This is a genomic window from Micromonospora sp. WMMA1998, assembly GCF_027497375.1.
In the GTDB taxonomy this organism is placed as follows: domain Bacteria; phylum Actinomycetota; class Actinomycetes; order Mycobacteriales; family Micromonosporaceae; genus Micromonospora; species Micromonospora sediminicola.
Genome location: NZ_CP114911.1, coordinates 3,097,712 through 3,123,285 on the forward strand (window position 1 = coordinate 3,097,712; position 25,574 = coordinate 3,123,285).

24 protein-coding genes and 2 tRNA genes are annotated in these 25,574 nt (G+C 73.8%); 11 read left to right on the forward strand and 15 right to left on the reverse strand.

The features are described 5' to 3' along the window. Positions 1 to 308: 308 nt before the first annotated feature. Both O7600_RS13785 and O7600_RS13790 read right to left on the reverse strand, forming a co-directional pair. On the reverse strand, positions 309 to 701 hold the full coding sequence (locus tag O7600_RS13785) for a WhiB family transcriptional regulator (RefSeq protein ID WP_281593944.1): 393 nt from the start codon (positions 699 to 701) through the stop codon (positions 309 to 311). Between the two features lie 212 nt (positions 702 to 913). Next, complete coding sequence (locus O7600_RS13790) at positions 914 to 1,621, reverse strand: SOS response-associated peptidase (protein WP_281593945.1); 708 nt, start codon at positions 1,619 to 1,621, stop codon at positions 914 to 916. Positions 1,622 to 1,723: 102 nt separating this feature from the next. On the opposite strand from O7600_RS13790, the gene aroA reads away from it, so the two are divergent. From aroA to O7600_RS13810, 4 genes are all read left to right on the forward strand, one after another. Continuing rightward, positions 1,724 to 3,025 (forward strand): 3-phosphoshikimate 1-carboxyvinyltransferase, encoded by a 1,302-nt coding sequence (gene aroA, locus O7600_RS13795; protein WP_281593946.1) that lies wholly within the window; start codon positions 1,724 to 1,726, stop codon positions 3,023 to 3,025. A gap of 162 nt (positions 3,026 to 3,187) precedes the next feature. Continuing rightward, positions 3,188 to 4,123, forward strand: coding sequence for a ribosome small subunit-dependent GTPase A (gene rsgA, locus O7600_RS13800; RefSeq protein ID WP_281594156.1), 936 nt, complete (start codon positions 3,188 to 3,190; stop codon positions 4,121 to 4,123). Positions 4,124 to 4,184: 61 nt separating this feature from the next. After that, positions 4,185 to 5,003: a histidinol-phosphatase gene (hisN, locus tag O7600_RS13805; protein WP_281593947.1), complete on the forward strand. Its 819-nt coding sequence runs from the start codon at positions 4,185 to 4,187 to the stop codon at positions 5,001 to 5,003. A 59-nt stretch (positions 5,004 to 5,062) separates the two neighbouring features. Beyond that, positions 5,063 to 6,019 (forward strand): hypothetical protein, encoded by a 957-nt coding sequence (locus tag O7600_RS13810; protein ID WP_281594157.1) that lies wholly within the window; start codon positions 5,063 to 5,065, stop codon positions 6,017 to 6,019. Here the strand turns inward: O7600_RS13810 and O7600_RS13815 are convergent. Beyond that, positions 5,917 to 7,170, reverse strand: a complete 1,254-nt coding sequence (locus tag O7600_RS13815) for a glycosyltransferase (RefSeq protein ID WP_281593948.1) — start codon at positions 7,168 to 7,170, stop codon at positions 5,917 to 5,919. The two genes, O7600_RS13810 and O7600_RS13815, sit on opposite strands and share 103 nt — an antisense overlap. A 192-nt stretch (positions 7,171 to 7,362) precedes the next feature. Here O7600_RS13815 and O7600_RS13820 point away from each other — a divergent pair, with 192 nt between their 5' ends. The 3 genes from O7600_RS13820 (at position 7,363) to O7600_RS13830 (ending at position 9,757) form a co-directional block, all read left to right on the forward strand. Next, positions 7,363 to 8,364, forward strand: coding sequence for an SDR family oxidoreductase (locus O7600_RS13820; RefSeq protein WP_281593949.1), 1,002 nt, complete (start codon positions 7,363 to 7,365; stop codon positions 8,362 to 8,364). A 56-nt stretch (positions 8,365 to 8,420) separates the two neighbouring features. Beyond that, positions 8,421 to 9,104, forward strand: coding sequence for an ATP-binding protein (locus O7600_RS13825; protein WP_281593950.1), 684 nt, complete (start codon positions 8,421 to 8,423; stop codon positions 9,102 to 9,104). 80 nt (positions 9,105 to 9,184) lie between these two features. Further along, a complete protein-coding gene (locus O7600_RS13830) occupies positions 9,185 to 9,757 on the forward strand; it encodes a DUF5709 domain-containing protein (protein ID WP_281593951.1) in 573 nt (190 codons plus the stop codon). A gap of 4 nt (positions 9,758 to 9,761) precedes the next feature. Here the strand turns inward: O7600_RS13830 and O7600_RS13835 are convergent, their stop codons facing one another. Beyond that, the gene (locus O7600_RS13835; protein WP_281594158.1) at positions 9,762 to 10,394 is read right to left on the reverse strand and encodes a response regulator transcription factor; all 633 of its coding nucleotides are present in this window, start codon (positions 10,392 to 10,394) and stop codon (positions 9,762 to 9,764) included. An 11-nt stretch (positions 10,395 to 10,405) separates the two neighbouring features. After that, positions 10,406 to 11,527, reverse strand: a complete 1,122-nt coding sequence (locus tag O7600_RS13840) for a DUF5931 domain-containing protein (protein ID WP_281593952.1) — start codon at positions 11,525 to 11,527, stop codon at positions 10,406 to 10,408. Positions 11,528 to 11,642: 115 nt separating this feature from the next. Here O7600_RS13840 and O7600_RS13845 point away from each other — a divergent pair, with 115 nt between their 5' ends. Further along, entirely contained in the window at positions 11,643 to 12,110 is a 468-nt protein-coding gene (locus O7600_RS13845; protein WP_281593953.1) for an ATP-binding protein, read from the forward strand. Positions 12,111 to 12,130: 20 nt separating this feature from the next. Here the strand turns inward: O7600_RS13845 and O7600_RS13850 are convergent, their stop codons facing one another. Continuing rightward, on the reverse strand, positions 12,131 to 13,069 hold the full coding sequence (locus O7600_RS13850) for a ribose-phosphate pyrophosphokinase (RefSeq protein WP_099163780.1): 939 nt from the start codon (positions 13,067 to 13,069) through the stop codon (positions 12,131 to 12,133). Between the two features lie 65 nt (positions 13,070 to 13,134). Here O7600_RS13850 and glpK point away from each other — a divergent pair, with 65 nt between their 5' ends. Then, positions 13,135 to 14,619, forward strand: coding sequence for a glycerol kinase GlpK (gene glpK / locus O7600_RS13855; RefSeq protein ID WP_281593954.1), 1,485 nt, complete (start codon positions 13,135 to 13,137; stop codon positions 14,617 to 14,619). A 101-nt stretch (positions 14,620 to 14,720) separates the two neighbouring features. Here the strand turns inward: glpK and O7600_RS13860 are convergent, their stop codons facing one another. Then, positions 14,721 to 15,458: a VOC family protein gene (locus O7600_RS13860; RefSeq protein WP_281593955.1), complete on the reverse strand. Its 738-nt coding sequence runs from the start codon at positions 15,456 to 15,458 to the stop codon at positions 14,721 to 14,723. 1 nt (position 15,459) lies between these two features. Then, positions 15,460 to 16,293, reverse strand: coding sequence for a phosphoribosylaminoimidazolesuccinocarboxamide synthase (locus O7600_RS13865; RefSeq protein ID WP_281593956.1), 834 nt, complete (start codon positions 16,291 to 16,293; stop codon positions 15,460 to 15,462). A gap of 122 nt (positions 16,294 to 16,415) precedes the next feature. Here O7600_RS13865 and O7600_RS13870 point away from each other — a divergent pair, with 122 nt between their 5' ends. Beyond that, positions 16,416 to 17,735 carry an extracellular solute-binding protein gene (locus O7600_RS13870; RefSeq protein WP_281593957.1) on the forward strand — a complete coding sequence of 440 codons (1,320 nt, stop codon included), beginning with the start codon at positions 16,416 to 16,418 and terminating at the stop codon, positions 17,733 to 17,735. Between the two features lie 47 nt (positions 17,736 to 17,782). On the opposite strand, the gene O7600_RS13875 is transcribed toward O7600_RS13870, so the two are convergent. The 7 genes from O7600_RS13875 to O7600_RS13905 all read right to left on the reverse strand — a co-directional run bounded on the left by O7600_RS13875 (position 17,783) and on the right by O7600_RS13905 (position 24,172). Continuing rightward, on the reverse strand, positions 17,783 to 18,031 hold the full coding sequence (locus tag O7600_RS13875) for a hypothetical protein (RefSeq protein WP_091570819.1): 249 nt from the start codon (positions 18,029 to 18,031) through the stop codon (positions 17,783 to 17,785). Between the two features lie 106 nt (positions 18,032 to 18,137). Further along, positions 18,138 to 18,211, reverse strand: a tRNA-Met gene (locus O7600_RS13880). A 125-nt stretch (positions 18,212 to 18,336) separates the two neighbouring features. Further along, positions 18,337 to 18,410, reverse strand: a tRNA-Met gene (locus O7600_RS13885). 50 nt (positions 18,411 to 18,460) lie between these two features. Next, complete coding sequence (locus O7600_RS13890) at positions 18,461 to 19,396, reverse strand: hypothetical protein (protein WP_281593958.1); 936 nt, start codon at positions 19,394 to 19,396, stop codon at positions 18,461 to 18,463. Further along, positions 19,386 to 19,895: a SigE family RNA polymerase sigma factor gene (locus O7600_RS13895; RefSeq protein ID WP_281593959.1), complete on the reverse strand. Its 510-nt coding sequence runs from the start codon at positions 19,893 to 19,895 to the stop codon at positions 19,386 to 19,388. The genes O7600_RS13890 and O7600_RS13895 overlap by 11 nt, the downstream gene beginning before the upstream one ends. A gap of 150 nt (positions 19,896 to 20,045) precedes the next feature. Next, positions 20,046 to 23,033 carry a UPF0182 family protein gene (locus O7600_RS13900; protein ID WP_281593960.1) on the reverse strand — a complete coding sequence of 996 codons (2,988 nt, stop codon included), beginning with the start codon at positions 23,031 to 23,033 and terminating at the stop codon, positions 20,046 to 20,048. Between the two features lie 125 nt (positions 23,034 to 23,158). Continuing rightward, the gene (locus O7600_RS13905) at positions 23,159 to 24,172 is read right to left on the reverse strand and encodes a PDZ domain-containing protein (RefSeq protein ID WP_172967925.1); all 1,014 of its coding nucleotides are present in this window, start codon (positions 24,170 to 24,172) and stop codon (positions 23,159 to 23,161) included. A gap of 115 nt (positions 24,173 to 24,287) precedes the next feature. Between O7600_RS13905 and O7600_RS13910 the strand changes: the two genes are divergently transcribed. Beyond that, positions 24,288 to 25,559 carry a zinc-dependent metalloprotease gene (locus tag O7600_RS13910; protein ID WP_281593961.1) on the forward strand — a complete coding sequence of 424 codons (1,272 nt, stop codon included), beginning with the start codon at positions 24,288 to 24,290 and terminating at the stop codon, positions 25,557 to 25,559. The last annotated feature ends 15 nt before the right edge of the window (positions 25,560 to 25,574 follow it).

Consider the following 25,574-nt stretch of genomic DNA (forward strand, 5'->3'; position numbering starts at 1 on the left):
GAGGCTACGGCTACGGCTACGGCTACGGCTACGGCTACGGCTACGGCTGAGCCAAGCACGGCGAACGGCCGGGACCGGACCGAGGCGCGCCAGGCACCCCGGGCCGTCCGCGCACGACGACGCCCGTCGACACCGCGTCAGATCGGCATCGTCGCCGACGCTTGATCATCGCGACAGGACAGCCCCGCCGGCACCGATCGGTGCGCGATCGGCAATCCGGCGCCCGCGGCCGGCAACAATGATCGGCGCGAGATCGGCGATGCCGACGCCCGCGGACCGGCGAACCGGACCGCGGGCGACGGCCTTGATCAGCTCAACGGCACCAGCGTGAGCAGACGGTCCCGGACCGGCGGGCCGGGCTCGTCGATCGCGTCCGGATCCGGCTGCACCTCGCCGCGCCAGGCGACGAGCATGGCCCGCCTCTCACGCGGCGTGGTGCCGCCCCAGACGCCGTGACAGTCGCCGACCTCCAGCGCCCAGGCCAGGCAGGAGCCCTGGACGTCGCAGGTGCGGCAGAGTGCCACCGCCGCGTCGGCCGGCTCGTTGGGCGCCGGGAAGAACGTCTCCGGATCGACGCTCTGGCAGGTGCCTCTGGTGCGCCAGGCGTCGTCCTGTCGGCGTTCGCGCAGAGCCCGTAGCAGTCGTGGATCGCGCCGTGCGGCGGCCACCTCGTGCGGGCGGGGCATGCGTGCCCGTGTCAATACACCCACCTCCCCCGTGGGACCGGCGAGGATCTTCGAAGAGATCGATGGGTGTCATCCGCCCCGTGCGAACGGACACCCACCACCGGCGCTGTGTTCTATCGCACTCGCGCACGCGGGGACAAGGGTCTCCGGTAAACATGGCTGAACGTCCGGGCGACGTTTCAGGCGTAACCCCGGCAAATCAGCACACGACAATGTGCCGAGCGTGATCAGAAGAGCGTCGGTGTGGAATCCGCCTCCGCTCCCGCCGGGCCGACCCGTCGGATCAGCTCCGGCCCGTCGTTGCGGACGTCGCCGACGGCCGGTGAGACCGGCCGGATCTCCAACCCGGCGAGCTGCCCGTCGTCGGGCGGGGCGAGCAACGCGGCGGGCTGGTCGGTCGGGCCGAGCCACGCCGCCCAGCGGTCCGGCGACAGCAGCAGCGGCATCCGGTCGTGCACCTCGGCCAGCTCGCCGAGCGCCGCGGTGGTCAGCACGCTGAACGTCAGCCGGGCCTGGCCGGCCGACTCCCAGAGCGACCAGATGCCCGCGAACGCCAGCACCGAGCCGTCCCGTGGGGTCATGAAGTAGGGCTGCCGGCGGCCGTCGGGGCGACGGACCCACTCGTACCACCCGTCGGCCGGGACCAGGCAGCGCCGGCGGGCGAAGGACGGGGCGTACGCGCGGCTGGTGGCGACCGTCTCGGCCCGCGCGTTGATCATGCGGGCGGCGCCGGCGGCACTGCGGGACCAGGGCGGGAGCAGGCCCCAACGCCCGAGGGAGAGCAGCCGGTGCCCCTCGGGCGCGAGCCGGACCAGCGGCACCGGATCGGTCGGGGCGACGTTGAAGTCGGGCCCGACGCCGCCGGTGGAGTCGACCGACTCGAACAGCGCGCTCAGGTCCCCCGCGCTCCGGGTCGTCGCGTACCTCCCGCACATGGCGCCCACGCTAGCCCCAGCCGGGCGTTTCGGCTGTCCCGCCCACCGGGAGCAGGATCCCGGGACGGTTCCACCGGGCCCCGGGGTTGGCAGAATGTGAGCGTGGGGAATCTGACCGCGACGCGTCCGCCGCAGCCGTGGACCGCGCCGACCGCGAGCGACCCGGTCGCCGCGACGCTGCGCCTGCCCGGCTCCAAGTCCATGACCGCCCGGGCCCTGGTGCTCGGCGCGCTGGCCAGCGGGCCGTCGACGCTCGCCCGGCCGCTGCGCGCCCGCGACACCGAGCTGATGGCCGGCGGCCTCCGCGAGCTGGGGGCCCACATGTCGGCCTCCGACGACGACCGCTGGCTGGTCCGGCCGCACCCGCTGGTCGGCCCGGCGCACGTCGACGTCGGGCTGGCCGGCACCGTGATGCGCTTCCTGCCGCCGGTGGCCGGGCTGGCCGCCGGGCGGGTCACGTTCGACGGCGACCCGCACGCGCGCACCCGTCCGCTCGGCCCGCTGATCGGCGCGCTGCGCACGCTCGGCGTCCGCATCGACACTCCACCGACCGGCAGCCTGCCCCTGGTCGTCCTCGGCGCCGGCCGGGTGACCGGCGGCGAGGTCGTCATCGACGCCTCCGCGTCCAGTCAGCTGGTCTCCGGGCTGCTGCTGGCCGCCCCCCGCTTCGACCGGGGCGTGGTGGTCCGGCACCAGGGCCCGCCGGTGCCGTCCGCGCCGCACCTGCGGATGACCGTGCAGATGCTGCGGGCCGCCGGGGCGGCGGTGGACGACACCACGCCCGACGTCTGGGTGGTCGAGCCCGGCCCGCTCACCGGGCGCGGCTGGGAGATCGAGCCCGACCTCTCCGGCGCCGCGCCGTTCTTCGCCGCCGCGCTGGTCACCGGCGGAGAGGTCACCCTCCAGGGCTGGCCGCGCAGCAGCCTCCAGCCGGTCGAGCAGCTGCGCGAGCTGCTGCACCGGATGGGCGGCGAGGTCACGCTCGGCACCGACGGGCTGACCGTGCGGGGCACCGGCACGGTCCGGGGGCTGGACGCCGACCTCTCCGACGTGGGCGAGCTGACCCCGGTGCTGACCGCGCTCACCCTGCTGGCCGACGGCCCGTCCCGGCTGACCGGGATCGGTCACATCCGGGGCCACGAGACCGATCGGGTGACCGCGCTGGCCAAGGAGTTCGCCGGGCTGGGCGCGGACGTCACCGAGACCCCCGACGGCCTGGAGATCCGGCCCCGACCGCTGCGCGGCGGGACGTTCCGGACGTACGCCGACCACCGGATGGCGCACGCCGCGGCCGTGGCCGGCCTGGCCGTCCCCGGAATCGAGGTCGACGACGTGACGTGCACCTCCAAGACCATGCCGGAGTTCCCGGCACTATGGTCGGGGATGGTGACCGGCAAGAACTGACAGCGGGGGGACGTCCTGGCGACCAAGCGGCGGGAGTACGACGAGGACGACGTCCGGGTACGCCCCGGCAGGTCGTCGCGGCCCCGTACGCGCACCCGGCCCCGGCACGCCGACGCCGTCGACGGGTTCGTGATCGCCGTGGACCGGGGCCGCTACACATGCGTGCTGCCCGACGCCGGTCCCGAAACCCCGGTCGTCACCGCCATGCGCGCCCGCGAGCTGGGACGCAAGTCGGTGGTGGTGGGCGACCGGGTGGGGCTGGTCGGCGACACCTCCGGCGCGGCCGGCGCGCTGGCCCGCATCGTCCGCATCGCCGAGCGCCGCTCCGTGCTGCGGCGCACCGCCGACGACGACGAGACCACCGCCGAGGGCCGGCTGGAGCGGGTGGTGGTGGCGAACGCCGACCAGTTGGTGATCGTCAGCGCGCTGGCCGACCCGCCACCGCGCACCGGGTTCATCGACCGCTGCCTGGTGGCCGCGTACGACGCCGACATCGAACCGCTGCTCTGCCTCACCAAGGCCGACCTGGCCGGGCCGGAGGCGGTGCTCGGCTACTACACCGAGCTGGAGCTGCCGTACGTGCTGATCCGACCGCAGTCCGACCTGGCCGAGCTGCGGGCGCTGCTCGCCGGCCGGATCTCGGTGCTGGTGGGCCACTCCGGGGTGGGCAAGTCGACGCTGGTCAACCGCCTGTGCCCGGACGCGGAGCGGGCGGTCGGCACGGTCAGCGCGATCGGCCGCGGCCGGCACACCTCGACCAGCGCGGTGGCGTTGCGGCTGCCGCCGCCGCCCGATCCGGCCGGTGACCCGGGTTGGATCGTCGACACCCCCGGCGTCCGCAGCTTCGGGCTGGCGCACGTCTCGGCGGAGAGCCTGCTGCACGGCTTCCCCGACCTGGTCGAGGCGACCGTCGACTGCCCGGCCAACTGCCCGCACACCGCCGACGAGGCGGACTGCGCGTTGGACGCCTGGGTGGCCGCCGGCAAGGCGGACCCGCGCCGGCTGGCCTCGTACCGGCGGTTGCTGGCCTCGCGCAGCGGCGAGGGCGACCCGCGCGAGCCCGAGCGCAACCCGGGCGATCCGCTCGCCGGGTCCTGACCGGCGGACGGACGCCGCACCCGCCGGTGCCGCCCGCGCGGCCGGCGCTAGCGTGTCGACCATGACCGGGTACGCCGACGACCTCGCCCTCGCCCACCTGCTCGCCGACACCGCCGACGCCGTCTCCACGGCCCGGTTCCGCGCCCTCGACCTGCGGGTCGAGTCGAAGCCGGACCTGACCCCGGTCTCCGACGCGGACACCGCCGTGGAACGGGAGATCCGGGCCCTGCTGGCCGCGCACCGACCGGCCGACGGCCTGCTCGGCGAGGAGTACGGGGAGCAGCCCGCCGCCGGCCCGGACGGGCGGCGCTGGGTGGTCGACCCGATCGACGGGACGAAGAACTTCGTCCGGGGCGTACCCGTCTGGGCCACCCTGATCGCGTTGCTGGAACACGACCGGCCGGTGCTCGGCCTGGTCTCCGCGCCGGCGCTCGGACGGCGCTGGTGGGGCGCGGTCGGCGCGGGCGCGTTCGCCGGGCCCGGCCCGGCCGAGGCGACGCCGATCCGGGTCTCCGGCGTCACGGCGCTGGCCGACGCCAGCGTCTGCTACTCCTCGCTCACCGGCTGGGAGCGGGCCGGTCGGCTGGACGCGATGCTCCAGCTCATGCGGGACACCTGGCGCAGCCGGGCGTACGGCGACTTCTACGGGTACATGCTGCTGGCGGAGGGCGCGCTGGAGGTGATGGTGGAGCCGGAGCTGTCGCTGTGGGACATCGCCGCGCTGGTGCCGATCGTCACCGAGGCCGGCGGCACGTTCACCGACCTGGCCGGGCGGCCCGCGCCGGCCGGCGCGGACTCGGGCGACGTCAGCGCCATCGCCAGCAACAGCGCGCTGCACGACGACATCCTGCGCCGGCTCGGCCGGCCGGCCGAGCGCTGACCCGGCGCGAGCTCTATCCTCGCCAGGTGGTCTCCTCCGGCTGGTGCTTCCTCGCGGCGATGATCGTCGCGTACGGCTTCGCCAACCTCCTCCAGTCGGTCGCCGCCGCGCGGACCACCGTGCACCACACGTTCGACCCGGGGCTGCTGCTGCGGCTGGCCGGTCACCGGACGTACCTGATCGGGCTGGCCTGCCAGGTCGTCGGCTTCGTGCTGGCCTTCCTGGCCCGCCGCGACCTCCCGCTGTTCCTGGTCCAGGCCAGTGTGGCGGCCGGGCTCGGGGTGACCGCCGTGCTCGGTGTGCTGGTGCTGAAGTGGCGTCTGCCGGCCGCCGAGGTGGCCCTGCTGGTGCTGCTCTTCGGTGGGATCACCGCGCTGGTGCTCTCCGCCGAGCCGGCGCCGTCGCGGCAACTGGGCACGGCCGGGTTGATCAGTCTGGTGGTGGCGCTCGGCGCGATCGCCGCGTCCGGCTTCTTCGCCGCCCGGCTGCACGGCGCGCCCGGCTCGGTGGTGCTCGGCTCGCTGGCCGGGATGGCGTTCTCCGCCGCCGCGGTGGCGGCCCGGCCGCTCGCCTCGGCCGACTCGGCGGAGGCGTTCGTCCGCGACCCCCTGCTCTACCTGCTGATCGCCCACTCGGTGGTCGGCCAGCTGCTGCTCGGCCTGGCGATGCAGCGCGGCTCGACCACGGCCGCGGTGGCCGCGATGGACGCCGCCGGCGCGGTGCCCGCGGCGATCGTCGGCCTGCTGCTGCTCAACGACAAGATCTGGCCCGGGCGGGAGTGGCTGGCCGGGCTCGGATTCCTGGTCACGCTGGCGGCCGTGGTGGGCCTGACCCGGTACGCCGAGCCGCAGCACCACCACGCGACCGCCCGCGACCGGGGGCCGGCGATGATCGGCGCCGGGGTGGTGCCCGCTCAGGCCGCCTCGACCGGTCCCCGGGCCTCGACGACCACCTCGACCGGCGGGGTCGGCTCCACCGGGGTGGCCGGTCGACGGCGCCCGATCACCCGCTCGTAGAGACGTTCCAGCGCCGCCGCCGTCCGTTCCCAGGTGTAGCTGCACCGCACCCGGTCCACCGCGGCGTGGCCGTACGCGAACCGCCCGGCGTTGTCGGTGAGCATCCGGCGCAGCGTCACCCCGAGGGTGCGGACGTCGCCCGGCGGCACCAACTTGCCGGTCACCTCGTCCACCACGGCGTCGGCGATGCCGCCCATGGCGTAGCCGACCACCGGCACCCCGCAGGCCATCGCCTCCAGCGAGACGCGGCCGGCGGACGAGTAGTGCGGCGTGCAGGCCACCACGTCGGCGGAGCGGTACCAGGTGGCCATCTGGTCGTGCGGGACCGCGCCGACCAGCTTCACCTGCTCGGCCACGCCGGCCCGCTCGGCCAGCTCGCGCAGCCGGCGCGCCTCGGCGTGGCCGGCCAGCCGTTCGGCCGGCGGTCCGCCGGCGATCACCAGCTCGGCGTCGCCGACCAGCCGCATCGCCCGGATCAGGTCGTCCTGGCCGTGGCCGGCGGAGAGCCCACCCACGGAGAGGATCCGGGCGCGCTGGTCCCGGGGGGCGGCCTCGCCGTCCGGGTGGAACTGGCCGAGGTCCACGCCGGTCGGCACCATCGCCACCGAGGTGCGCTGGAGGCCCATCCGGGTCAGCTCGTCGACCTCGTCGTTGCACTGGGCGACCGCCACGTCCACGGCCCGGGTCAGCGCCCGCTCCAGCGGGATGCGCTCGCCCGGCCCGCCGTAGCTCCGGCCGAGGTGACGCAGCTGCTCGACGCCGAGCGAGTGGAAGGTCTGCACCACCGGGATGTCGGTGGCCCGGACCGCGTGGGCGGCGGCGAGACCGCCCACCCAGTAGTGACCGTGCACGACATCGGGGGCCCACTCACCGGTCCACTCCTGCGCCAGCCAGCGGCCGAACTCGGACACGTACGGCACCAGTTCGGCGGTGGGCAGCGGGTCGGCCGGGCCGACCGGCACCCGTTCCAGGCGGTAGCCGTCCAGTTCGGTGAGCGCCGGTTGGGTCGCCGCGTCGCGGCGTTCGTACACCCGGACCTCGTGGCCCCGGGCGGCGAGCTCCGCCGCCACACGCGCAATGTGCTCCTGGGTCCCGACGGTGGGACCGTCGGTGGACGAGCCGGCGTGCGCGCATACAAGGCCGACGCGCATGGTGCACCTCCATGCGTTCTCGCGAGCGGGGTCTCCCGGTCAGAGCGTCCCATTAACCCGGGTCCGGTGCGCCCAAACCTGGCAGATCGTCGGTGGCGCCGCAGCGTCGCGCGGGCGGGACACCGCGCGGACCGGTCCCGATCAGGCCGACCCGGGCGGCATGACCGGCCGGCGCGGGGGTACCGGCGAAGGATGCCGCTCACCCGCACCCTCGCCGACGCCACCGTCGTCATCACCGGCGCCTCCAGCGGGATAGGCGCGGCCACCGCCTACGCGCTGGCCCGACGGGGTGCCGCCGTGGTGCTGGCCGCCCGGACCGAGGCGGCGTTGGAGCGGGCCGCCGCGCACTGCCGGGATCTGGGCGGGCGCGCGCTGGTGGTGCCCACCGACGTGACCGATCCGGACGCGGTGGAGCGGCTGGCGGCGCGCGCGGCGGCCGAGTTCGGCCGGATCGACGCCTGGGTCAACAACGCGGCCGTCGGCACGGTGGGGCTGTTCGACGAGATCCCGGTGGCCGAGTTCCGCCGGGTGGTCGAGGTGAACCTGCTCGGCACCGTGCACGGGACGCGGGCCGCGCTGCCCTGGCTCGGGGCGGCCGGCGGCGGCGTGCTGGTCAACAACGCATCCGTGCTGGCCGAGGTGGCCATGCCGTACCAGTCGGCCTACAACGCCACCAAGCACGCCATCCGGGGACTGGCCGACACGGTCCGGCAGGAGCTGCGGGTGACCGGCCGGGGCGCCATCTCGATCTGCACCGTGCTGCCGGCCACCATCGACACGCCGTTCTTCCGGCACGCGGCGAACCACACCGGCCGGGAGCTGACCCCGCCGCCACCGGTCTACCCGCCGGAGATGGTGGCGGAGACGATCGTCCGGCTGCTGCGCCGTCCCCGCCGGGAGGCGTACGCGGGGGGCGCGGCCCGGCTGATCGGGCTCCAGTGGCGGCTCGCCCCGGCGGTGGCCGAGCGGGTGCTCGGCTGGTACACCGCGCGCACCCAGTTCGGTCCCGGCGTACGCCTGGACGCCACCGGCAACGTGTTCACCCCCGACGCGGCGGCCGAGCGGACCGACGGCTGGTCGGGTCGGCGCGGCCAACTCCTGCGGCTGACCGCGGCGTTCGGGCTGGCGGCGGCCGGCACGGCGGTCGGCACCGTCGCGGCGATCGGCCGACGGTCCCGGGGCGGTCGCTCATGAGTCCCGTCGACCGGACCGATGCGCGGAGGGAGGCCGACGTGCACAATGGGACGATCATGCCGACGGACGCACGTTGCCTGGTCGAGACCGCCGAATCCTCCGCGACGGTCCGGCTGACCGGTGTGCTCGACCGGGCCGGGTTCGACGCCGTGCGGGGCGCGCTGCTCGGCCGACTCTGGGCCCGGCCGGGGCCGATGGTGGTCGACCTGTCCGGGGTCCGGATCCCCGACCCGCAGGCGCGCGAGGCGCTCGACGAGGTCGGCCGCGCGGTTGCCGACTGGCCCGCCACCGACCTGCTGTTCGTTTCCGGCGACCGGCCGGTGCCCCGACCGGCGGACGCGCCGCCCGCGCTGCTCGACGTCGAGCTGCTCCCGGTGGTGGAGGCCGCGCGCGAGGCCCGCGCGCTGGTCACCGACGGCTGTGCCCGCTGGGGACTGCCGGAGCTGGCCGAGCCGGCCTGCATCGCGGTCACCGAGATGGTCAACAACGTGGTGGCGCACGCGGCGACGCCGATGACGCTCCGGCTGGCGCCCCGGGGCGGCGCCCTGCACGTGGCGGTACGGGACCATGCCGCCGGGCGTCCGACGTACGCGGGGCCGGCCCCGGTCGACTCGGTGGGCGGCCGGGGGCTGCTGCTGATCGACGTGGTGGCCCGGCGCTGGGGCAGCACCCCGCTGCCCGACGGCAAGGTGGTGTGGTGCGTGCTCCACGCCGAGGACGAGGCGGCCTTCCGCAACTGAGGCGGGATTTCGCCCTCTTGCTCCCGATCCACCCGCTCGGTCGCGGTTAATGCGGTCAACGCAGTGGGTAGTTCACCTCCATGCGCGACGACGAGTACCCCACCCCCGTGTCCGACCCCGAGGCGCAGGGCCTGCCCGACACCGCCGACGACGACTCGACCGCCAACGACGACGTCCTGACCGGGCGCGAGGCGGACGGTCCCGAGCCGGCCCAGATCCCGGGTGACCGCACGCCGGTCGCGGTGGACCGGTTCGGCACCACGGCGGAGGAGCAGCTCGACGGCGAGTCGCTGGACTACAAGCTCGACCGCGAGCAGTACGAGCGGCCCGCCGACGACCCGCTCGCCGGCCCGGTCGACCCGGACATCGCCGCCGAGGCGGACAGCGAGGAGGCCGCGGCGCAGGCCCAGCTCGACGCGGACGTGATCGACCCGGGGCCGGTCTCCGACCCGAACTCCCCGGTCTCGGTCTACGACCACGGCCAGCTCGGCACCGTCGCCGACCACCAGGTGGGCCGGCTGGTCGAGCCGGACGAGGGCGCGCGCACCGACCAGGAGACCGACAACGTCGCCTACGACGCCGGCGCGGCCGGCGGCGGCGCCACCGCGGAGGAGCTGGCGATCCACGAGACCCGGCCGCCCGAGGCGCGCTGAGCTCTCAGCCGTCCAGGCCCCGCTCGATGGCGTACCGGGTCAGCTCGACCCGGTTGTGCAGCTGGAGCTTGCCCAGGGTGTTCTGCACGTGGTTCTGCACCGTTCGGTGGGACACCCCGAGCCGCTCGGCGATCTGCTTGTAGGACAGCCCCTTGGCGACCAGACGCAGCACCTCGGTCTCCCGTTCGGTGAGCCGGGGTGCGTCGTCGTGCGGGGTCGGCGGCGCGGCCGCGAGCCGCCGGTACTCCCCCAGCACCAGCCCGGCCAGGCCGGGCGTGAACACCGGCTCCCCGGCCGCGGCGCGGCGCACCGCGTCGAGGAACTCGGCCGGGGCGGCCGACTTCACCAGGTAGCCGGTGGCCCCGGCCTTGACCGCGTCCAGCACGCTCTGCGGCTCGCCGCTGGCCGACAGCATGAGCACCCGCACGTCGGGCAGGGCGGCGCGCAGCCCGTGGATCACCTCCACGCCGGAGACGTCCGGCAGTTGCAGGTCGAGCACGACCAGGTCGGGCCGGGCCGCCGCAGCCACCCGGACCGCCTGCCGTCCCTCACCGCTGGTCGCCACCACCTGGTGACCGGCCTCGGTGAGGTCGCGGGCCACCCCTTCCCGCCACATCGGGTGGTCGTCGACCACCATCACCCGGATGCTCACCGACGGCTCCTCGGCACGATCAGCTCGAACTCGGTCCCGGCGCCCGGCGCGGAGACGATCCGCACCTCACCGCCCAGATCGGCCACCCGGCCCCGGATGGACTGGGCCACCCCGAGCCGCCCCTGCGTGGCGGCCTCCGCCAGCCGTCCGTCCGGGATGCCCGGCCCCTCGTCGCGTACCGAGACGGTCACCGTCTCCTCCTCGTCCTCGATCAGCACCCAGGCCCGCCCGCCGGCGTGCCGGGCCACGTTGTCCAGCGCCGCGCCGACCGCCGCGGCCAGCTCCCCGGCCGTCCGCGCCGGCAGCGGCACCGGGGTCGCCGGGGCGGCCACCTGGACCGTGGCCGAGGCGTACCGGTCGAGCAGATCCCGCAGGTCCCGCTCGTCGGTGTCCCGGTCCGGCGCGACGCCCGCCCGGCCGATCAGCGCCCGCAACGCGGCCTCCTGCTCACCGGCCAGCCGGGCCAGCTCGGCCGCCTCGCCGTCCAGGTCCGCGCCGCGCCGCCGGACCAGCGCGAGCACCTGGAGCACCGAGTCGTGGATGTCCCGGGCCAGCCGTTCCCGCTCGCGGGTCGCCGCCTCCAGCTCCACCGCCCGCTGCAACCGGGCCTCCGCCTCGACGGCCAGCCGGGCCACGTGCCCGACCACGACACCGGCCAACAGCATCAGGATCGCGCCGGTCAGCGCGGACGGGCTGATCCGGTCCCGGGTGGCCAGGTCAGCGCCGCCGAGCACCAGCGCGGCCACCACCCCGCGCCGCCGGCCGCCGGAGACCGCCCAGGCCAGCACCGGACCGGCCAGCCAGGCGACGGTCAGCGTGGGCACGCCGGCGGCGAGCGCCGCGCGGCCCACCACCCAGGGCGTGGCCAGGATGATCGCGAACACCACGCCGAGGTCGGCCAGGAGCAGCGGCCAGCGCCGTCCGCCCGGGCGTCCGTAACCGGCCGCCGTCACACCGGTCCAGGCCAGCATCGCCAGCAGGACGGCGCCCGCGGCGACCGGGTGCGCGTACCGGGTGGCGTCGCGCAGCACGAGCAGGCCGACGTACGCCAGCGAGGCGAAGCGGAACACCGCGATGGACCGCCAGAACGGGCCTTCCAGGCCGGAGGACGACGGCATGGGCGTCACCATGCCACAGCCCGTCACCGGCGGGCCGCCTGGTGCGGGCCGAGAAACCCTGACGTACGGTGGAAATGCCGCGAAAGTCGTCGAGAAGCAGCGCTGGGACGGGGTCATGACGGACGGAGAATCCCCCGCACAGCGTACGGTTGTGCCCATCGAACCTTCCCTCCTCATCGCCGAGGCCTTCGACCAGGCCCAGGTGACCGAGCTTCGGCACTCGGTCACCTCCTGCGCGCACGCGACGGGGCTGGCCGGCCAGCGACTCGACGACTTCGTGCTGGCGGTCAACGAGCTGATCACCAACGCGGTTCGGCACGGCGGCGGGCAGGGCCGGCTGCGACTCTGGCGCCGGGGCGGCGACCTGGTCTGCGAGGTGGCCGACCACGGCCAGGGGATCAGCGAGCGACGGTTGCGCGACCGCGACCGGCCGGCGCCGGACACCGCCGGCGGATGGGGGCTGTGGCTGGCCCGGGAGCTGAGTGACTCGATGGAGGTGGAGACCGGCGAGGCCGGCACCGTCGTCCGGATCACCGCGGCCCTGGCCGCCCGGCAGCCCGCCGACCGTCCGCTGGACGGCTGACCGGCCACCGGGCCGCCCGCTCAGCCGAAGAGGGCGCTCACCGACTCGCCGTTGTGGATCCGACGCATCGCCTCGGCCAGGGCCGGCGCCACGGAGAGCACCTCCAGCTTCGGCACCCGCTTCTCCGCGGGGATCGGCACCGTGTTGGTGCAGACGATCTCCAGCACACCGTCCTGGGCGCTCAGCCGCTCCAGCGCCCCGCTGGAGAACAGACCGTGCGTGCAGGCCAGCCGGATCGACCGGACCTGCCGCTCACGCAGGTGCGAGATCAACTCGATCACCGTGCTGCCCTTGGCGATCTCGTCGTCGAGCACGATCACGTCCCGGTCCGCCACGTCACCGATGATCGTGCTGATCTGCACCCGGTCGTCGCTGAAGCGCTGCTTGGCGCCGGCCGCGACCGGGGTGCCCAGCATCCGGGCGAACGCGGCGGCCTCCTTGGCGTTGCCGAGGTCCGGCGAGACGACCACCGCGTTGCTCAGGTCGTACCCCTTGAAGTGAGCGGCCAGCTCGCGCAGCGCGTGCAGGTGGTCCACCGGGACGCTGAAGAAACCGTGCACCTGGGGCGAGTGCAGCGTCATGGCCAGCACCCGGTGGGCGCCGGCGGAGGTGAGCAGGTCGGCCACGAGCCGCCCGCCGATGGAGATGCGCGGGGCGTCCTTCTTGTCCGACCGGGCGTACGCGTAGTGCGGCAGCACCACGGTGATCCGGCCGGCCGACGCGCCCCGGGCGGCGTCGATCATGAGCAGCAGCTCGACCAGGTGCTCCTGCACCGGCGGCACCAGCGGCTGGATGAGGAAGACGTCGCGCTCCCGGCAGTTGGCCTGCAACTGCACCTCGAGGCAGTCGTTGGCGAACCGGGACACCCGCACCGGGTGCAGCGGAACGTCGAGGTGGGCGCAGATCTCGGCGGCGAGGTCCGGATGGGCGGTCCCGCTGAACACGGCAATGTCACGCACGTCTGCTGATCGTACGGGTCGATCGAGGGGAGACGGTGGACACTCCCGGCGGGTACGGTGCTGCGGTGACCGGAGAGTTCGTCGCCGCCATCGACCAGGGCACCACCTCCTCGCGGTGCATCGTCTTCGACGCCGACGGCGAGATCGTCGCGGTGGCCCAACGCGAACACCGGCAGGTCTTCCCGCGGCCCGGCTGGGTCGAGCACGACGCGGAGGAGATCTGGACCAACGTCGAGCACGTGGTGCGTGAGGCACTCGCGAGCGCCGACATCGGTCCGGAGCATCTGGCCGCGGTGGGCATCACCAACCAGCGCGAGACCACAGTGGTCTGGGACCGGGCCACCGGTCGGCCGGTGGCCAACGCGATCGTCTGGCAGGACACCCGCACCGGCCCGTTGCTGCGCGAGCTGGCCGAGGCGTACGACGAGGAGCGACTGCGCGCCCGCACCGGTCTGACCCTGGCGACCTACTTCGCCGGCCCGAAGCTGCGGTGGCTGCTCGACCACGTCGACGGGCTGCGCGAGCGGGCCGAGCGGGGCGAGGTGCTGTTCGGCACGATGGACAGCTGGATCATCTGGAAGCTGACCGGGCGGCACGTCACCGACGTCACCAACGCCAGCCGCACCCTGCTGATGGACCTGGAGACCCTCGACTGGGCCCCGGAGCTGCTCGACGCGCTGCGCATCCCGGCCGCGATGCTGCCCGAGATCCGCTGCTCGGCCGAGGTCTACGGCACCGCCGACGGAGTCCTCGCCGGGGTGCCGGTGGCCAGCGCGCTCGGCGACCAGCAGGCCGCGCTGTTCGGGCAGACCTGCTTCCAGCCCGGCGAGGCCAAGTGCACCTACGGCACCGGCAGTTTCCTGCTGCTCAACACCGGCGCCAGCCCGGTGCCGTCGCGGCACGGCCTGCTCACCACCGTGGCCTACCGGATCGAGGGCCAGCCGGCCGTGTACGCGCTGGAGGGCGCGATCGCGGTCACCGGCTCGCTGGTGCAGTGGCTGCGCGACAACCTCGGCCTGATCTCCACCGCCCCGCAGGTCGAGGAGCTGGCCCGAACCGTCGACGACAACGGCGGCTGCTACGTGGTGCCGGCGTTCTCCGGCCTGTTCGCCCCGCACTGGCGCAGCGACGCCCGGGGCGTGATCGCCGGCCTGACCGGCTACATCACCAAGGGGCACCTGGCCCGCGCGGTGCTGGAGGCGTCCGCCTTCCAGACCCGCGAGGTGGTCGACGCGATGAACGCCGACTCCGACGTGGCGCTGCGCCGGCTGCGGGTGGACGGCGGGATGACCGGCAACGAACTGCTGATGCAGTTCCTCGCCGACGTGCTGGACGTGCCGGTGGTGCGGTCCCGGATCACCGAGACGACGTGCCTCGGCGCCGCGTACGCCGCCGGCCTGGCGGTCGGCTTCTGGCCCGACCTGCCCACGCTGCGGGACAAGTGGCGCTCCGACGCCCAGTGGGAACCGACCATGGACCCGACGCACCGCGACCACGAGCTGCACCAGTGGCACAAGGCCGTCCAACGCACCCTGAACTGGGAAGACTGACCCCAGCCTTCGCGATCTTGCACTTGCTGCCCCGACATTCGGGCCGTTCCGGACAGAATGCGGGCCGAAAGTGCAAGATCGCGGGCGTCAGCGGGGGCGGGTCAGCGGGGGGTGAGGATGCAGAATTCGTTGCCCTCGGGGTCGGCCATGACCCGCCAGGGGACCTCGACGCCGCCCAGGTCGGGGGCGGTGGCGCCGAGCGTGCGCAGCCGGTCCGCCTCGGCCGCCAGGTCGTCTCCGGCGTACGGGCGGACGTCGAGGTGGACGCGGTTCCATCCGGGCTTCGCGTCGGTGCTGCGGACGAACTCCAGGTAGGGGCCGACGCCGGCGGCGGAACGCAGCGAGGCGTACCGGTCGGTGACCTCGTGCCGGGTCCAGTCCGTCGCCTCGCCCCAGAACCGCGCCATCTCCCGTGGGTCCGCGCAGTCGACCACCACCGCGGCGATCGGCCCGGTGTCCCGGTAGACCTCGCGCGGCTCCAGCACGCAGAACTCGTTGCCCTCCGGGTCGGCCATGACCGTCCACGGGACGTCGCCCTGGCCGATGTCGACGGCTGTCGCGCCGAGGCCCGTCAGCCGCGCGACCAGCTCCGCCTGGTGGTCCGGCGAGGTGGTGGCCAGGTCGACGTGCACCCGGTTCTTCGCCGTCTTGGGTTCCGCGGAGACCACGAGGTCGATGAAGAGGGCGGAGGGATCGGGGTACGGGACGCCCGGCGGTTCGAGGTTGATCACGCCAGGTTCCTCGCTGGAGGTCTCCCAGCCGAGAACCTTCGCCCAGAACGCGCCGAGCGCGACCTCGTCCCGGGCCTTCATGTTGATCTGTACAAGTCGCGTCGCCACGTCACTCCCAGCGGTTTCCGGTGAGCTTCTCGTACACCTCGACGTAGCGGGCCCGGGTCGCCTCGACGACCTCCGCCGGCACCTCCGGCGCCGGCGGCTGCTTGTCCCAGCCGCTGCCGGTGGCCCAGTCCCGCACGTACTGCTTGTCGAAGGAGAACTGGGCCCGGCCCGGCTGGTAGGACTCGGCCGGCCAGAACCGGGACGAGTCGGAGGTGAGCAGCTCGTCGGCGAGCATCAGCGTGCCGTCCGGCGCCCAGCCCAGCTCCAGCTTGGTGTCGGCGATCAGGATGCCCCGGTCCGCGGCGATCTCCGCACCCCGCCGGTAGACGTCCAGGGTGATCTGCCGCAGCCGCTCGGCGGTCTCCGGCCCCACCTTGTCGACCACCTGGTCGTAGGTGATCGGCTCGTCGTGCTCGCCCATGGGTGCCTTGGTCGACGGGGTGAAGATCGGCTCGGGCAGGATCGACGCCTCCACCAGGCCCCGGGGCAGCGCCACGCCGGAGACCGAGCCGGTGCGCTGGTACTCGGCGAAGCCACCGCCGGTCAGGAAGCCCCGGGCCACGCACTCGACCGGCACCATCTCCAGCCGGCGGCACCGGATCGCCCGGCCGGCGAACTCCGCCGGCACGTCGGTGGCCGAGATGACGTGGTTCGGCACCAGGTCCGACAACTGCTCGAACCACCACAGCGAGAGCGCGGTGAGCAGTCTGCCCTTGTCCGGCACGGGGGTCGGCAGCGCCACGTCGTAGATGGAGATGCGGTCGGAGGCGACCAGGATCAGGTCCGCGCCGTCGGCGTAGACGTCCCGGACCTTGCCCGAGTGCAGAAGTTCCACGGCGCTAGTACACCATGGGCCCGACCGCCCGCCCGGCGCGCCCACCGGCCGTCCCGCCCGGCGTTGACACCCCGGCCCGGGGCCGGTGGAATGATCGGTCCACCCCAGTTTCGGAGAGAACCGTGCGCGCTGAACGGTCCGTCCCCCGTCCCGGCCTCGACCGGCGACGGTTCCTCGGCGCGCTCACCGGGCTGCCGCTGCTCGCCGGCGGACTGGCCGGATGCGCCCCGGAGGAGGAGGCGGCCGCCGAGGACGGCCCGATCGAGCTGTCGGTGTTCTGGTGGGGCGGCAGCCGCCGGGCCCAGGCCACCGAGCAGGCGTTGCGCCTCTACACCCAGCAGAACCCCCGGGTCAGCTTCCGGATCACCTGGCAGGGGCTGGCCGGCTACTACGACCGGCTCGCCACCCAGGGCACCGGCGGCAACGTGCCGGACCTGTTCCAGATCGACGACACGCTGCTCACCGAGTACACCCGCCGCGACATTCTGCTCGACCTCACCGCGTACGCCGACGACGGCCGGCTCGACCTGCGCGACCTGCCGGAGCAGTTGGCCCGCTACGGCCGGGTGGACGAGCGGACCGTGGCGGTGCCCGCCGCCCAGACCAACGCGGCGCTGGTCTACAACCGCGACCTGCTGCGCTCGCTGGACCAGCCCGAGCCGCGCACCGGCATGTCCTGGAAGGAGTACGCCCGCTGGGCCGCCCGGGTCACCCGGTCGTCCGGCAACCGGGTGGCCGGCTCAATGGACGCCTCCGGCGACTACCGGGCGCTCTGGCTCTGGCTGCGCGGCCAGGGCAGCGAGCTGTACCAGGGGCGGCAGCTCGGCTTCAGCTCGGCGGAGCTGCTCTCCTGGTTCGAGTTCTGGGAGGTCGCCCGCTTCGACCGGGCCACCCCGAGCGCCGCGCTCGTGGAGCAGGCGGACACCGGCGAGCTGAACCGCCAGCTCGTGGTCACCGGCCACACCGCGGCCTCTTTCGCCTGGTCCCACCAGCTACCGGAGTTGCAACGCCTCACCGAGGACGAGCTGGGCGCGGTCGCCTTCCCCGGCACGCCGGCCGCGCAGTGGCCCCGGGCGTCGATGTACTGGGCCGGCTTCCGCGGCACCCGGCACCCGGGTGTGGTGGTGGACGTGCTCAACTTCCTCACCACCAACGTGGCGGCCGGCCGGATCCTCGGCGTGGAGCGGGGCGTGAACCCCAGCACCCAGGTCCGCACGTACGTGGCCGCGGGCGTGACCGACCGGGCCGAGAAGCGGGTGACGAGCCTGGGCGTGGAGCTGGACGAGCTGGCCGGCCCGGCGCCCGCGCCGCCGCCGAAGGGGCACGCCAAGGTGCGGACGTTGCTCATCGAGGCGGCCGAGAGCATCCGGGGCAAGCGGACCGGCGCCCGCTCCGCGACCTCCCGGTTCATGGCCCGGGCGAACGCCGCCCTGGCCGAGTGACCGCCGCCCGCCGCGCTTCGGCGCGGCGGGCGGAGCCCCGGGGGTCGTCAGCGCGGCGGGCGGTTCCGCCGGTTCCGCGTCAACAGCACCACCAGCAGCACGATCCCGCCGACCACCACGAGGCAGCAGAGCAGGCCGAGGAAGCCGAAGCCGCCCCGGGACCGCCGTCGTGCGGCCTCCACCACGAGTTCACCGGTGCCGGTCGACGCCCAGGCCGCGACCGGTACGAAGACCGAGAGCGCGACCGTTCCGAGGACCGCGCCGAGGCGGCCCCACCATCTGTTCCATCCAGCCATTCCCCCATCCTCGCCGAGGTACGCAACCGGGGCACGTCGGACGCGGCGGAGGGATCCGGAAAGGGCGAAGGGCCCCGGAGCGAACTCCGGGGCCCTTCGTCACGAGTAGCGGGGACAGGATTTGAACCTGCGACCTCTGGGTTATGAGCCCAGCGAGCTACCGAGCTGCTCCACCCCGCGTCGGCTCGTACAGCTTATCGCACGGGAATCGTGGAGATCAGCCGGGTCCCCGATCCCGTCGCCGGGGTGCGGCAGCGGAAACGGCGAAGGGCCCCGGAACGGATTCCGGGGCCCTTCGTCACGAGTAGCGGGGACAGGATTTGAACCTGCGACCTCTGGGTTATGAGCCCAGCGAGCTACCGAGCTGCTCCACCCCGCGTCGGCTCGACAACCGTAGCGCACCGACCCGGGGAGGCGCAAAACGGGTGCTCAGTCCAGCCACCGCCGGACCGCGTCGACCGCCCGCCGGCTGTCCGCGTCGAACTGGGCACGCTCGGTCGAGGTGCTCTCCCAGCCCTGTTCCCACAGCACCGTCACCACGTCACCGGAACGTACCGCGCGCACCAGGTGCACCTCGTCGCCGCCGCTCGGCTCGCCGTTGGCGTCCAGGTAGGGCCGGCGCGTCTCGAACAGCACCGACTCGTCGCCGTACCCGGAGTCGGGCAGCAGGCGCTGGCGCACGGTCGTCGACGGCGCGTCGGGGTCCGGCTGGGCGGGGCAGGCCCGGACGGCCACCCGCAGTTCGGCCAGCGCCTCGCCGGCGCGCCCGGCCCGGTAGATCGTGATGCTGTGCCGGTAGCTGCCGGAGGGCACGGCGTCGGTCGGCGCGCCGGCCCGGCGGTACGGCAGCGTCCGGGCCCGCGACGCGACGACCCACTCGGTGCCGGGGCTCGATCCGCAGAGCACCGGCAGCACCGCTCCCGGGCCGAACTGGTTGCCCGTACCGGCGTCGTTGGCGGCGGGCAGGGCGAAGAACGCCCGGTCGGGGATGGTGGTCGGGGCCCCCGCCGTCGGACGTCCGGCGCTCGACGGTGCGGCCGGGCTCCGACCACCGGGGGTACGGGTGCCGGAGGGGGTCGGCGGGGCGGGCGAGGGCTTCTCGGCCAGCCCGGCGGTGGTGGGCGGCAGGGTGGGCGCCGGCGTCCCCGCGGGCGGCGGCACGACCGGTTCCGGCCCGGCGGCGAGTACCAGTTGGCTGCCGGCGACCGTGGCGGCGACCAGACCGGCGACCGCCAGCGACGCGAGCGCGGCCCGGTGCCGGGCCCGACGGTCGGCGCCCCGGCGCAGCCGGTCCGGCGACGGCAGCACCCGCTCGTCGGTGTCGTCGGCCAGGGCCCGGTAGTAGCGGTGCAGTTCACGCGACATCGTTGACCTCCAGCTCCTCGGCGGCGACACCGGGCAGCAGCTCGGCCAGCCGGGCCCGTCCGCGGGACAGCCAGGACTTCACGGTGCCGGCGGGGACGCCCGCCTCCCGGGCGATCTCCTCCACCGGCAGGTCGAACAGGTAGTGCAGGGCGAGCGCCTGCCGGTGCCGGACGGGCAGCCGCCGCAGCGCCGCCACCAGCAGGACGGTGTCCTCGCCCGGTGGTCCGACGTCGTCGGGCGGGCCGGTGCGGCTGACCGCCAGTCGCCAACCGCGCAACCGCCGGAACCGGTCGGTCGCGAGCCGGCTGATCACCAGCCGCAGCCACGCCTCCGGCGCGGGATGGCCGGCGAGCTTCGCCCACTGCCGCCAGGCCCGGGCGTACGCCTCCTGCACCAGGTCCTGGGCCTCGGCGGGGTCGTCGGCCACCGCGTGGCCGTACCGGAGCGCCCGCCCCGACGTGCTGCGGTAGAAGTCGTCGAAGCTGTTCGCGTCACGCATCTGCCCTCCCGCCTCCCCTCACGTCCACCTGCTCTGTTGACGGCGGAGCGGGGTGCCGGGTTGCGGCCGGAACGTCGGGTGTACGACACGAGCCCGTGCTCCGGTGACCGCTGCGGGTCCCGGACCACGGGCTCGTGGTGTCGTTCGGCGTCAGCCGCTGGGTGAGGGGGCGGGTGAGGCCGGGGCCGACGGCGAGGCGCTACCCGAGGGCGCCGGGCCGGCCGACCCGTTCGCCGCCGCCTGGGCCCGCTGGAAGGCGGCCATCGCCTCGTCGAGCGCCTTGAGCGCCCGCCCGTACCGCTCGAAGTCGCCGGACGTCTGCGCGGCCTTGACCTCGGCGATCGCGGCCTGCACCTGGCTGGCGGCCTGGGCCAGCTCACCGGTGAGCGGCGGCGGGGTGTTCGTGCCCCCGGGCGGCGGCGGAGGCGTGTTCTCGTCGTCGCCCGGCGGTGGCGGCGTGCCGGTCTGGGCGCGTTTGCCCTGCTCGACGAGTTGCTTGATGCCGTCGCCGAGGTTGTTGGCGAGCACCACGTAGGAGCCGCCGTCGCCGTAGGAGAGCAGCACCTTCTGCAACAGCGGGTACGCGTCCTGGCTGCTGCTCTTCACATAGACCGGCTCAACGTAGAGCATCCCGTCGGCGAACGGCAGCGACAGCAGGTTGCCGTACTGCACCTGGGCCTGGTTGGAGGAGAGCAGGTTGAGCTGCTGCCGGATGTCGCCGTTGTTGGTCATCTGCTGGTGGACCTGCGTCGGCCCGGAGATCCGGGTCTGGTCCGGCAGCTCCAGCACCTCCAGGCGCGGCTGCCCGTCCACGTACGAGCCGGAGACCAGCGCGGCGAGGTTCTGCCGCCCGTTCGGCGTGACCGCGGAGGTCAACTGGAAGCGGGGCCCGTCCTGCCCGGGGAACTGGGTGAACAGATAGTAGGGCGGCTGCTTCTGCCCGCTGTCCGGCGCGTCCGGCACGTTCGGCACCTGCCAGAAGTCCTGGCCGGAGTAGAAGTCGCCGGGGTCGGTGACGTGGAACTTGGTGAGCAGGTTGCGCTGCACCTTGAACAGGTCGGCCGGGTAGCGGAAGTGCTCGGCCAGCTCCGGCGGGATGTCGCCCTTGGGCAGCACGAGGTCACCCCCGAACGCCTTGTTCCACGCCTTCAGCACCGGGTCGGTGTCGTCGTACGAGTAGAGCTTGACCGTGCCGTCGTACGCGTCGACCGTCGCCTTCACCGAGTTGCGGATGTAGTTGACGTTCTCCCGGGCGAGCTGGAACGTGCCCCGGCCGGTCAGCTCGTCGGCGGTCTCCGCCTGGAGGTTGACCCGCTCGGCATACGGGTAGGTCGCCGCCGTGGTGTAGCCGTCGATGATCCACAGGACGCGGCCGTTCACCGAGGCCGGGTACGGGTCGCCGTCGAGCGTGAGGAACGGCGCGACCTTCTCCACCCGGTCGCGCGGGTTGCGCACGTAGAGCAGCTTCGAGTTCTCGTTGACCGCCTCGGAGAGCAGGAAGTTCGACTCCTGCTCCTTGATCGCGTAGAGCAGCCGCCGGGGGAACGAGCCGACCTTGACGCCACCCTCACCGGTGTAGGTGTAGTACTGCTCGCCACCGGTGGAGGTGGGCCGGTCGAACTCGACGTTGCGGTCCCCGGTCTGCCCGACGATCGCGTAGTCGTCGGCCTCCATCCGCTCGCCGTAGTAGATCCGCGGCTGCTGGGCCGTGATCTCCTCGGTCGGCGAGGAGCACGCCTCCTGCGCCTTTTCGCCGAGGAACCCGGAGACGAAGTACGGCTGACCGCCGCAGACCACCTGGTTCGCCGGGGCGGCCACCAGGCCGTACCCGTGGGTGTAGACGGTGTGCCGGTTGATCCAGTTGTTCTGCTGGTCGGTCAGCTCGCCGTAGTTGATCTCGCGGACGCCGACCACGTAGTCGGAGGTCTTGTCCTTCACCGCGTAGCGGTCGATGTCCAGCTTCGAGCCGAAGTCGTAGAAGCCACGGACCTGCTGGAGCTGGGTGTAGGTCTCGGAGACCAGCTGCGGGTCGAGCAGCCGGACGTTCGGGACGACCGAGGTGTCGGTGGCCAGGCTGGCGGGTGGCACGAGGTTGCTCGCCGCGTACGGCGTCGTCTTCGTGACCTCGAGACCGAACGCGGCGCGGGTCGCCTTGATGCTGCGTTCGATGTACGGCGCCTCCTTGTCGCGGGCGCTCGGCTTCACCTCGAACGTCTGCACCGCCCACGGGTAGATGCCGCCGATCGCCACCGCGGAGACCCCGAGCAGGGCCAGCGAGATGCCCGGCCAGACCAGGTTCCGCATCACCGCGTTGGAGAACACGATGATCGCGACGGCCACCAGGACGGAGATCCAGGCGAGGATCTCCTTCGCCGGCAGCAACGCGTTCACGTCGGCGTAGCCGGCGCCGTAGAGCTTCGCGCCCTCGTTGTACTCCAGCAGCATCGCCCGCCGGTCCAGCACGTACGCGACGGCCTTGAGCAGGACGAAGACGGCGACCAGCGAGCTGAGGTGGGCGCGGGCGGCGTTGGTCATCCGGTCGCCGACACCCTGCAGCCGCACCCCGCCGAACACGTAGTGCACGGCCAGCGCGCCGAGCAGGGCCAGCACCACCGCGGTGAAGCCGACGCCGAGCAGGTAGCGCCAGAACGGGAGCTGGAAGACGTAGAAGCCGACGTCGACGCCGAACTCCGGATCCTTCACGCCGAAGTCGCCACCGTTGCGGAACAGCAGCCACTGGGTCCACCGGCTCTGCGCGGAGAGCCCGGCGAAGAGCCCGATCACGGCGGAGGCCAGCGCGATCCAGGTGCCCAGCCGGGGACTGAGCAGCATCCGGTAGCGCTCCAGCGTGGCCTGCTCGGCGGAGTGCGGGCGCATCCGGGGCCGCAGCCGGTAGGCCAGCCAGAGGTTGCCGGCGACGAGCAGCGCCATGCCGACGCCGACCACCAGGAACAGCAGCAGCCGGGTGGCGAGCACGCCGGTGAAGACCTGGGTGTAGCGGACCTCGTCGAACCACAGCCAGTCGGTCCAGGCGTTGACCCCCCAACCGAGCAGGGTGAACAGCACGAACACCCCGACCAGGACCCCGATGGTGACGCGTCCGCGCCGGCTCATCCTCGGCAGGGGACTGCTACGCATGACCACTGTTGGCTCCGCACGCTCGATGTGATCGGCTCCGACCAGGCACCCCAGAGTACGGGGTGTTCCTGTACACGTCGGGTCAAGGTCACGTCACGATCGCCCGGGGCCGTCGGCGGCCCGGTTCAGCAGCGGGTCGGCTGGCCTCCGGCGCGCAGCTTCTCCAGTGCCGTCAGCGCGTCGTCCACCGTCGCCACCTTCAGCAGCGGCAGGTCGGGCTGCGGGTTGCGGACCGCCTCGGCGCAGTTGTCGGCCGGCACCAGGAATACCTTCGCGCCGGCGTCCTTGGCGCCGACCAGCTTCTGGGCGATGCCACCGATCGGGCCGACCCGGCCCTCGTCGTCGATGGTGCCGGTGCCCGCGATGACCTGGCCGCCGGTCAGGTCGGCCGGCTCCAGCTTGTCGATGATGCCCAGGGTGAACATCAGCCCGGCGCTCGGGCCGCCGATGTCCCCGAGGTCGATCTTGAGGGTGAACGGGTGCGGCTGCTGCTGGTCGATCTCCACCCCGATGCGCGGGCGGCCGTCCTGCTCGCGACTGGTCACCCTGGCCGTCCCCGGCGCGCCGTCGCGGGTGTAGCCGATCGTCAACGCGGTGCCGGCCGGCTTGGCCCGGATCAGCTCGGTGAGCTTGGCCGCGCTGGTCACCGGCGCGCCGTCGACCGAGGTCAGCACGTCGTCCGGCCGGAGCACGTCCACCGACGGCCCGCCCGGGGTGACCGCCTTGACCAGCACCTTGATCGGGTAGCCCAGCTCCCGCAGGGCCGCCGTCTCGGCGCTGGTCTGCGAGTTCTGGAAGTCCTCCGCGTTGCGCTTCTCGACCTCCTCCTGCGACTCGCCCGGCGGGTAGACCAGCTCGCGCGGCACCACCGCCTCGTCGGAGGAGAACCAGCCGGCCAGCGCCGACCGGAGCCGCACGGTGGGCTGCACGCCGACCGTGGTGAGCCGGAGCTGGCCGGCCGAGGTCGACGTCGCGCGGCCGCTGACCTGGATGATCTCCTTGCCGTTCTCACTGCCGAGCGTGTTGACCGTCGGACCGGGGCCGAGCACCACGTACGGCAGGGGGACGCTCAGCACGCCGACGCTGAGCAGGGCGGTGAGCAGGGCACCGAGCAGGACGGTCACGCCGCGACGTCTCATGCGCCAGAGCGTACCGATCCGTCCCGCGCCGTCCGGCGCGGTGACCGGTGGACTTCGCCCTCAGCGCAACGCCGACGGGCACGACCTGCGGCGCGGCCCGCGTACCGTAGACGTCGTGCCTGATATTCCGTTCGGTTTCGCGCTCCCGGGTGGTCAACCACCAGACCCCAACGATCCCGCGCAGATGCAGCAGTTCATGTCGCAGTTGCAGCACCTGCTGTCCGCGCCGGGCAGCGGGCCGGTCAACTGGGACCTGGCCCGGCAGGTGGCCGCGAGTCAGCTCGCCGCCGCCGGCGACCCGGCGGTCTCGCCGTTCGAGCGCAACGCGGTGGAGGAGGCGCTGCGCATCGCCGACCTCTGGCTGGAACCGGCGGCCTCGTGGCCCTCCGGCATCCGCACCTCGGTCGCCTGGAACCGCAACGAGTGGATCTTCAAAACGCTCGACGTGTGGCGCAAGCTCTGCGACCCGGTGGCCAGCCGGATGGTCGGCGCGATGGGCGACCTGGTGCCGCCGGAGGCGCGGGCGCAGCTCGGCCCGATGCAGTCGATGGTCGCCACGCTCGGCGGCGCCCTCTTCGGCGGTCAGCTCGGCCAGGCGCTCGGCTCGCTCGCCGCCGAGGTGCTCTCCGCCGGTGACATCGGCCTGCCGCTGGGCCCCGCCGGCACCGCCGCGCTCGTCCCGGCCAACATCAAGGCGTACGGCGAGGGCCTGGAGCTGCCCGAGGACGAGGTACGCCTCTACGTGGCCCTGCGCGAGGCCGCCCACCAGCGCCTCTTCCAGCACGTGCCGTGGCTGCGCGGGCACGTGCTGACGGCGGTGGAGAACTACGCCGCCGGCATCCGGGTCAACCGGGAGGCAATCGAGGAGGCGATGGGCCGGGTCGACCCGACCGACCCGGAGTCGATGCAGGCGATCGCGCTGGAGGGCATCTTCACCCCGGAGGACACGCCGGCGCAGAAGGCGTCGCTGGCCCGGCTGGAGACCGTGCTCGCCCTGGTCGAGGGCTGGGTGTGCCACGTCGTGGACAGTGCCGCCGGTGACCGCCTGCCCAACGTCGTACGCCTCGGCGAGGCGTTCCGCCGCCGCCGCGCCGCCGGTGGTCCGGCCGAGCAGACGTTCGCTGCGCTGGTCGGCCTCGAACTGCGGCCGCGCCGGCTGCGTGAGGCGACGGTGCTCTGGGCGGCGCTGACCGAGCACCGCGGCATCGCCGGCCGGGACGCGGTCTGGGGCCACCCCGACCTGCTCCCCTCGGACGACGACTTCGCCGCCCCGGAGGCGTTCGCCGGGACGAGCACCGATCTCGACGACGAGCTGGCAAACTTCGACTTCACCGCGCCGGGCGCGCCGGAGGAGAAGCCCACCGGCGAGGACGACGACAAGCACTGACACGTACGCGACGGG

Excerpts from the sequence above, each read along its gene's own strand:
- O7600_RS13840 (WP_281593952.1), bottom strand. The coding sequence starts at position 11,527 with ATGCCGTCGTCCTCCGGCCTGGAAGGCCCGTTCTGGCGGTCCATCGCG.
- O7600_RS13810 (WP_281594157.1), top strand. The coding sequence starts at position 5,063 with ATGATCGTCGCGTACGGCTTCGCCAACCTCCTCCAGTCGGTCGCCGCC.
- O7600_RS13895 (WP_281593959.1), bottom strand. The coding sequence starts at position 19,895 with ATGCGTGACGCGAACAGCTTCGACGACTTCTACCGCAGCACGTCGGGG.
- O7600_RS13820 (WP_281593949.1), top strand. The coding sequence starts at position 7,363 with ATGCCGCTCACCCGCACCCTCGCCGACGCCACCGTCGTCATCACCGGC.
- O7600_RS13845 (WP_281593953.1), top strand. The coding sequence starts at position 11,643 with ATGACGGACGGAGAATCCCCCGCACAGCGTACGGTTGTGCCCATCGAA.
- hisN (WP_281593947.1), top strand. The coding sequence starts at position 4,185 with ATGACCGGGTACGCCGACGACCTCGCCCTCGCCCACCTGCTCGCCGAC.
- O7600_RS13890 (WP_281593958.1), bottom strand. The coding sequence starts at position 19,396 with ATGTCGCGTGAACTGCACCGCTACTACCGGGCCCTGGCCGACGACACC.
- O7600_RS13790 (WP_281593945.1), bottom strand. The coding sequence starts at position 1,621 with ATGTGCGGGAGGTACGCGACGACCCGGAGCGCGGGGGACCTGAGCGCG.
- O7600_RS13815 (WP_281593948.1), bottom strand. The coding sequence starts at position 7,170 with ATGCGCGTCGGCCTTGTATGCGCGCACGCCGGCTCGTCCACCGACGGT.
- O7600_RS13900 (WP_281593960.1), bottom strand. The coding sequence starts at position 23,033 with ATGCGTAGCAGTCCCCTGCCGAGGATGAGCCGGCGCGGACGCGTCACC.
- O7600_RS13905 (WP_172967925.1), bottom strand. The coding sequence starts at position 24,172 with ATGAGACGTCGCGGCGTGACCGTCCTGCTCGGTGCCCTGCTCACCGCC.
- O7600_RS13825 (WP_281593950.1), top strand. The coding sequence starts at position 8,421 with ATGCCGACGGACGCACGTTGCCTGGTCGAGACCGCCGAATCCTCCGCG.
- O7600_RS13830 (WP_281593951.1), top strand. The coding sequence starts at position 9,185 with ATGCGCGACGACGAGTACCCCACCCCCGTGTCCGACCCCGAGGCGCAG.
- O7600_RS13835 (WP_281594158.1), bottom strand. The coding sequence starts at position 10,394 with ATGGTGGTCGACGACCACCCGATGTGGCGGGAAGGGGTGGCCCGCGAC.
- O7600_RS13875 (WP_091570819.1), bottom strand. The coding sequence starts at position 18,031 with ATGGCTGGATGGAACAGATGGTGGGGCCGCCTCGGCGCGGTCCTCGGA.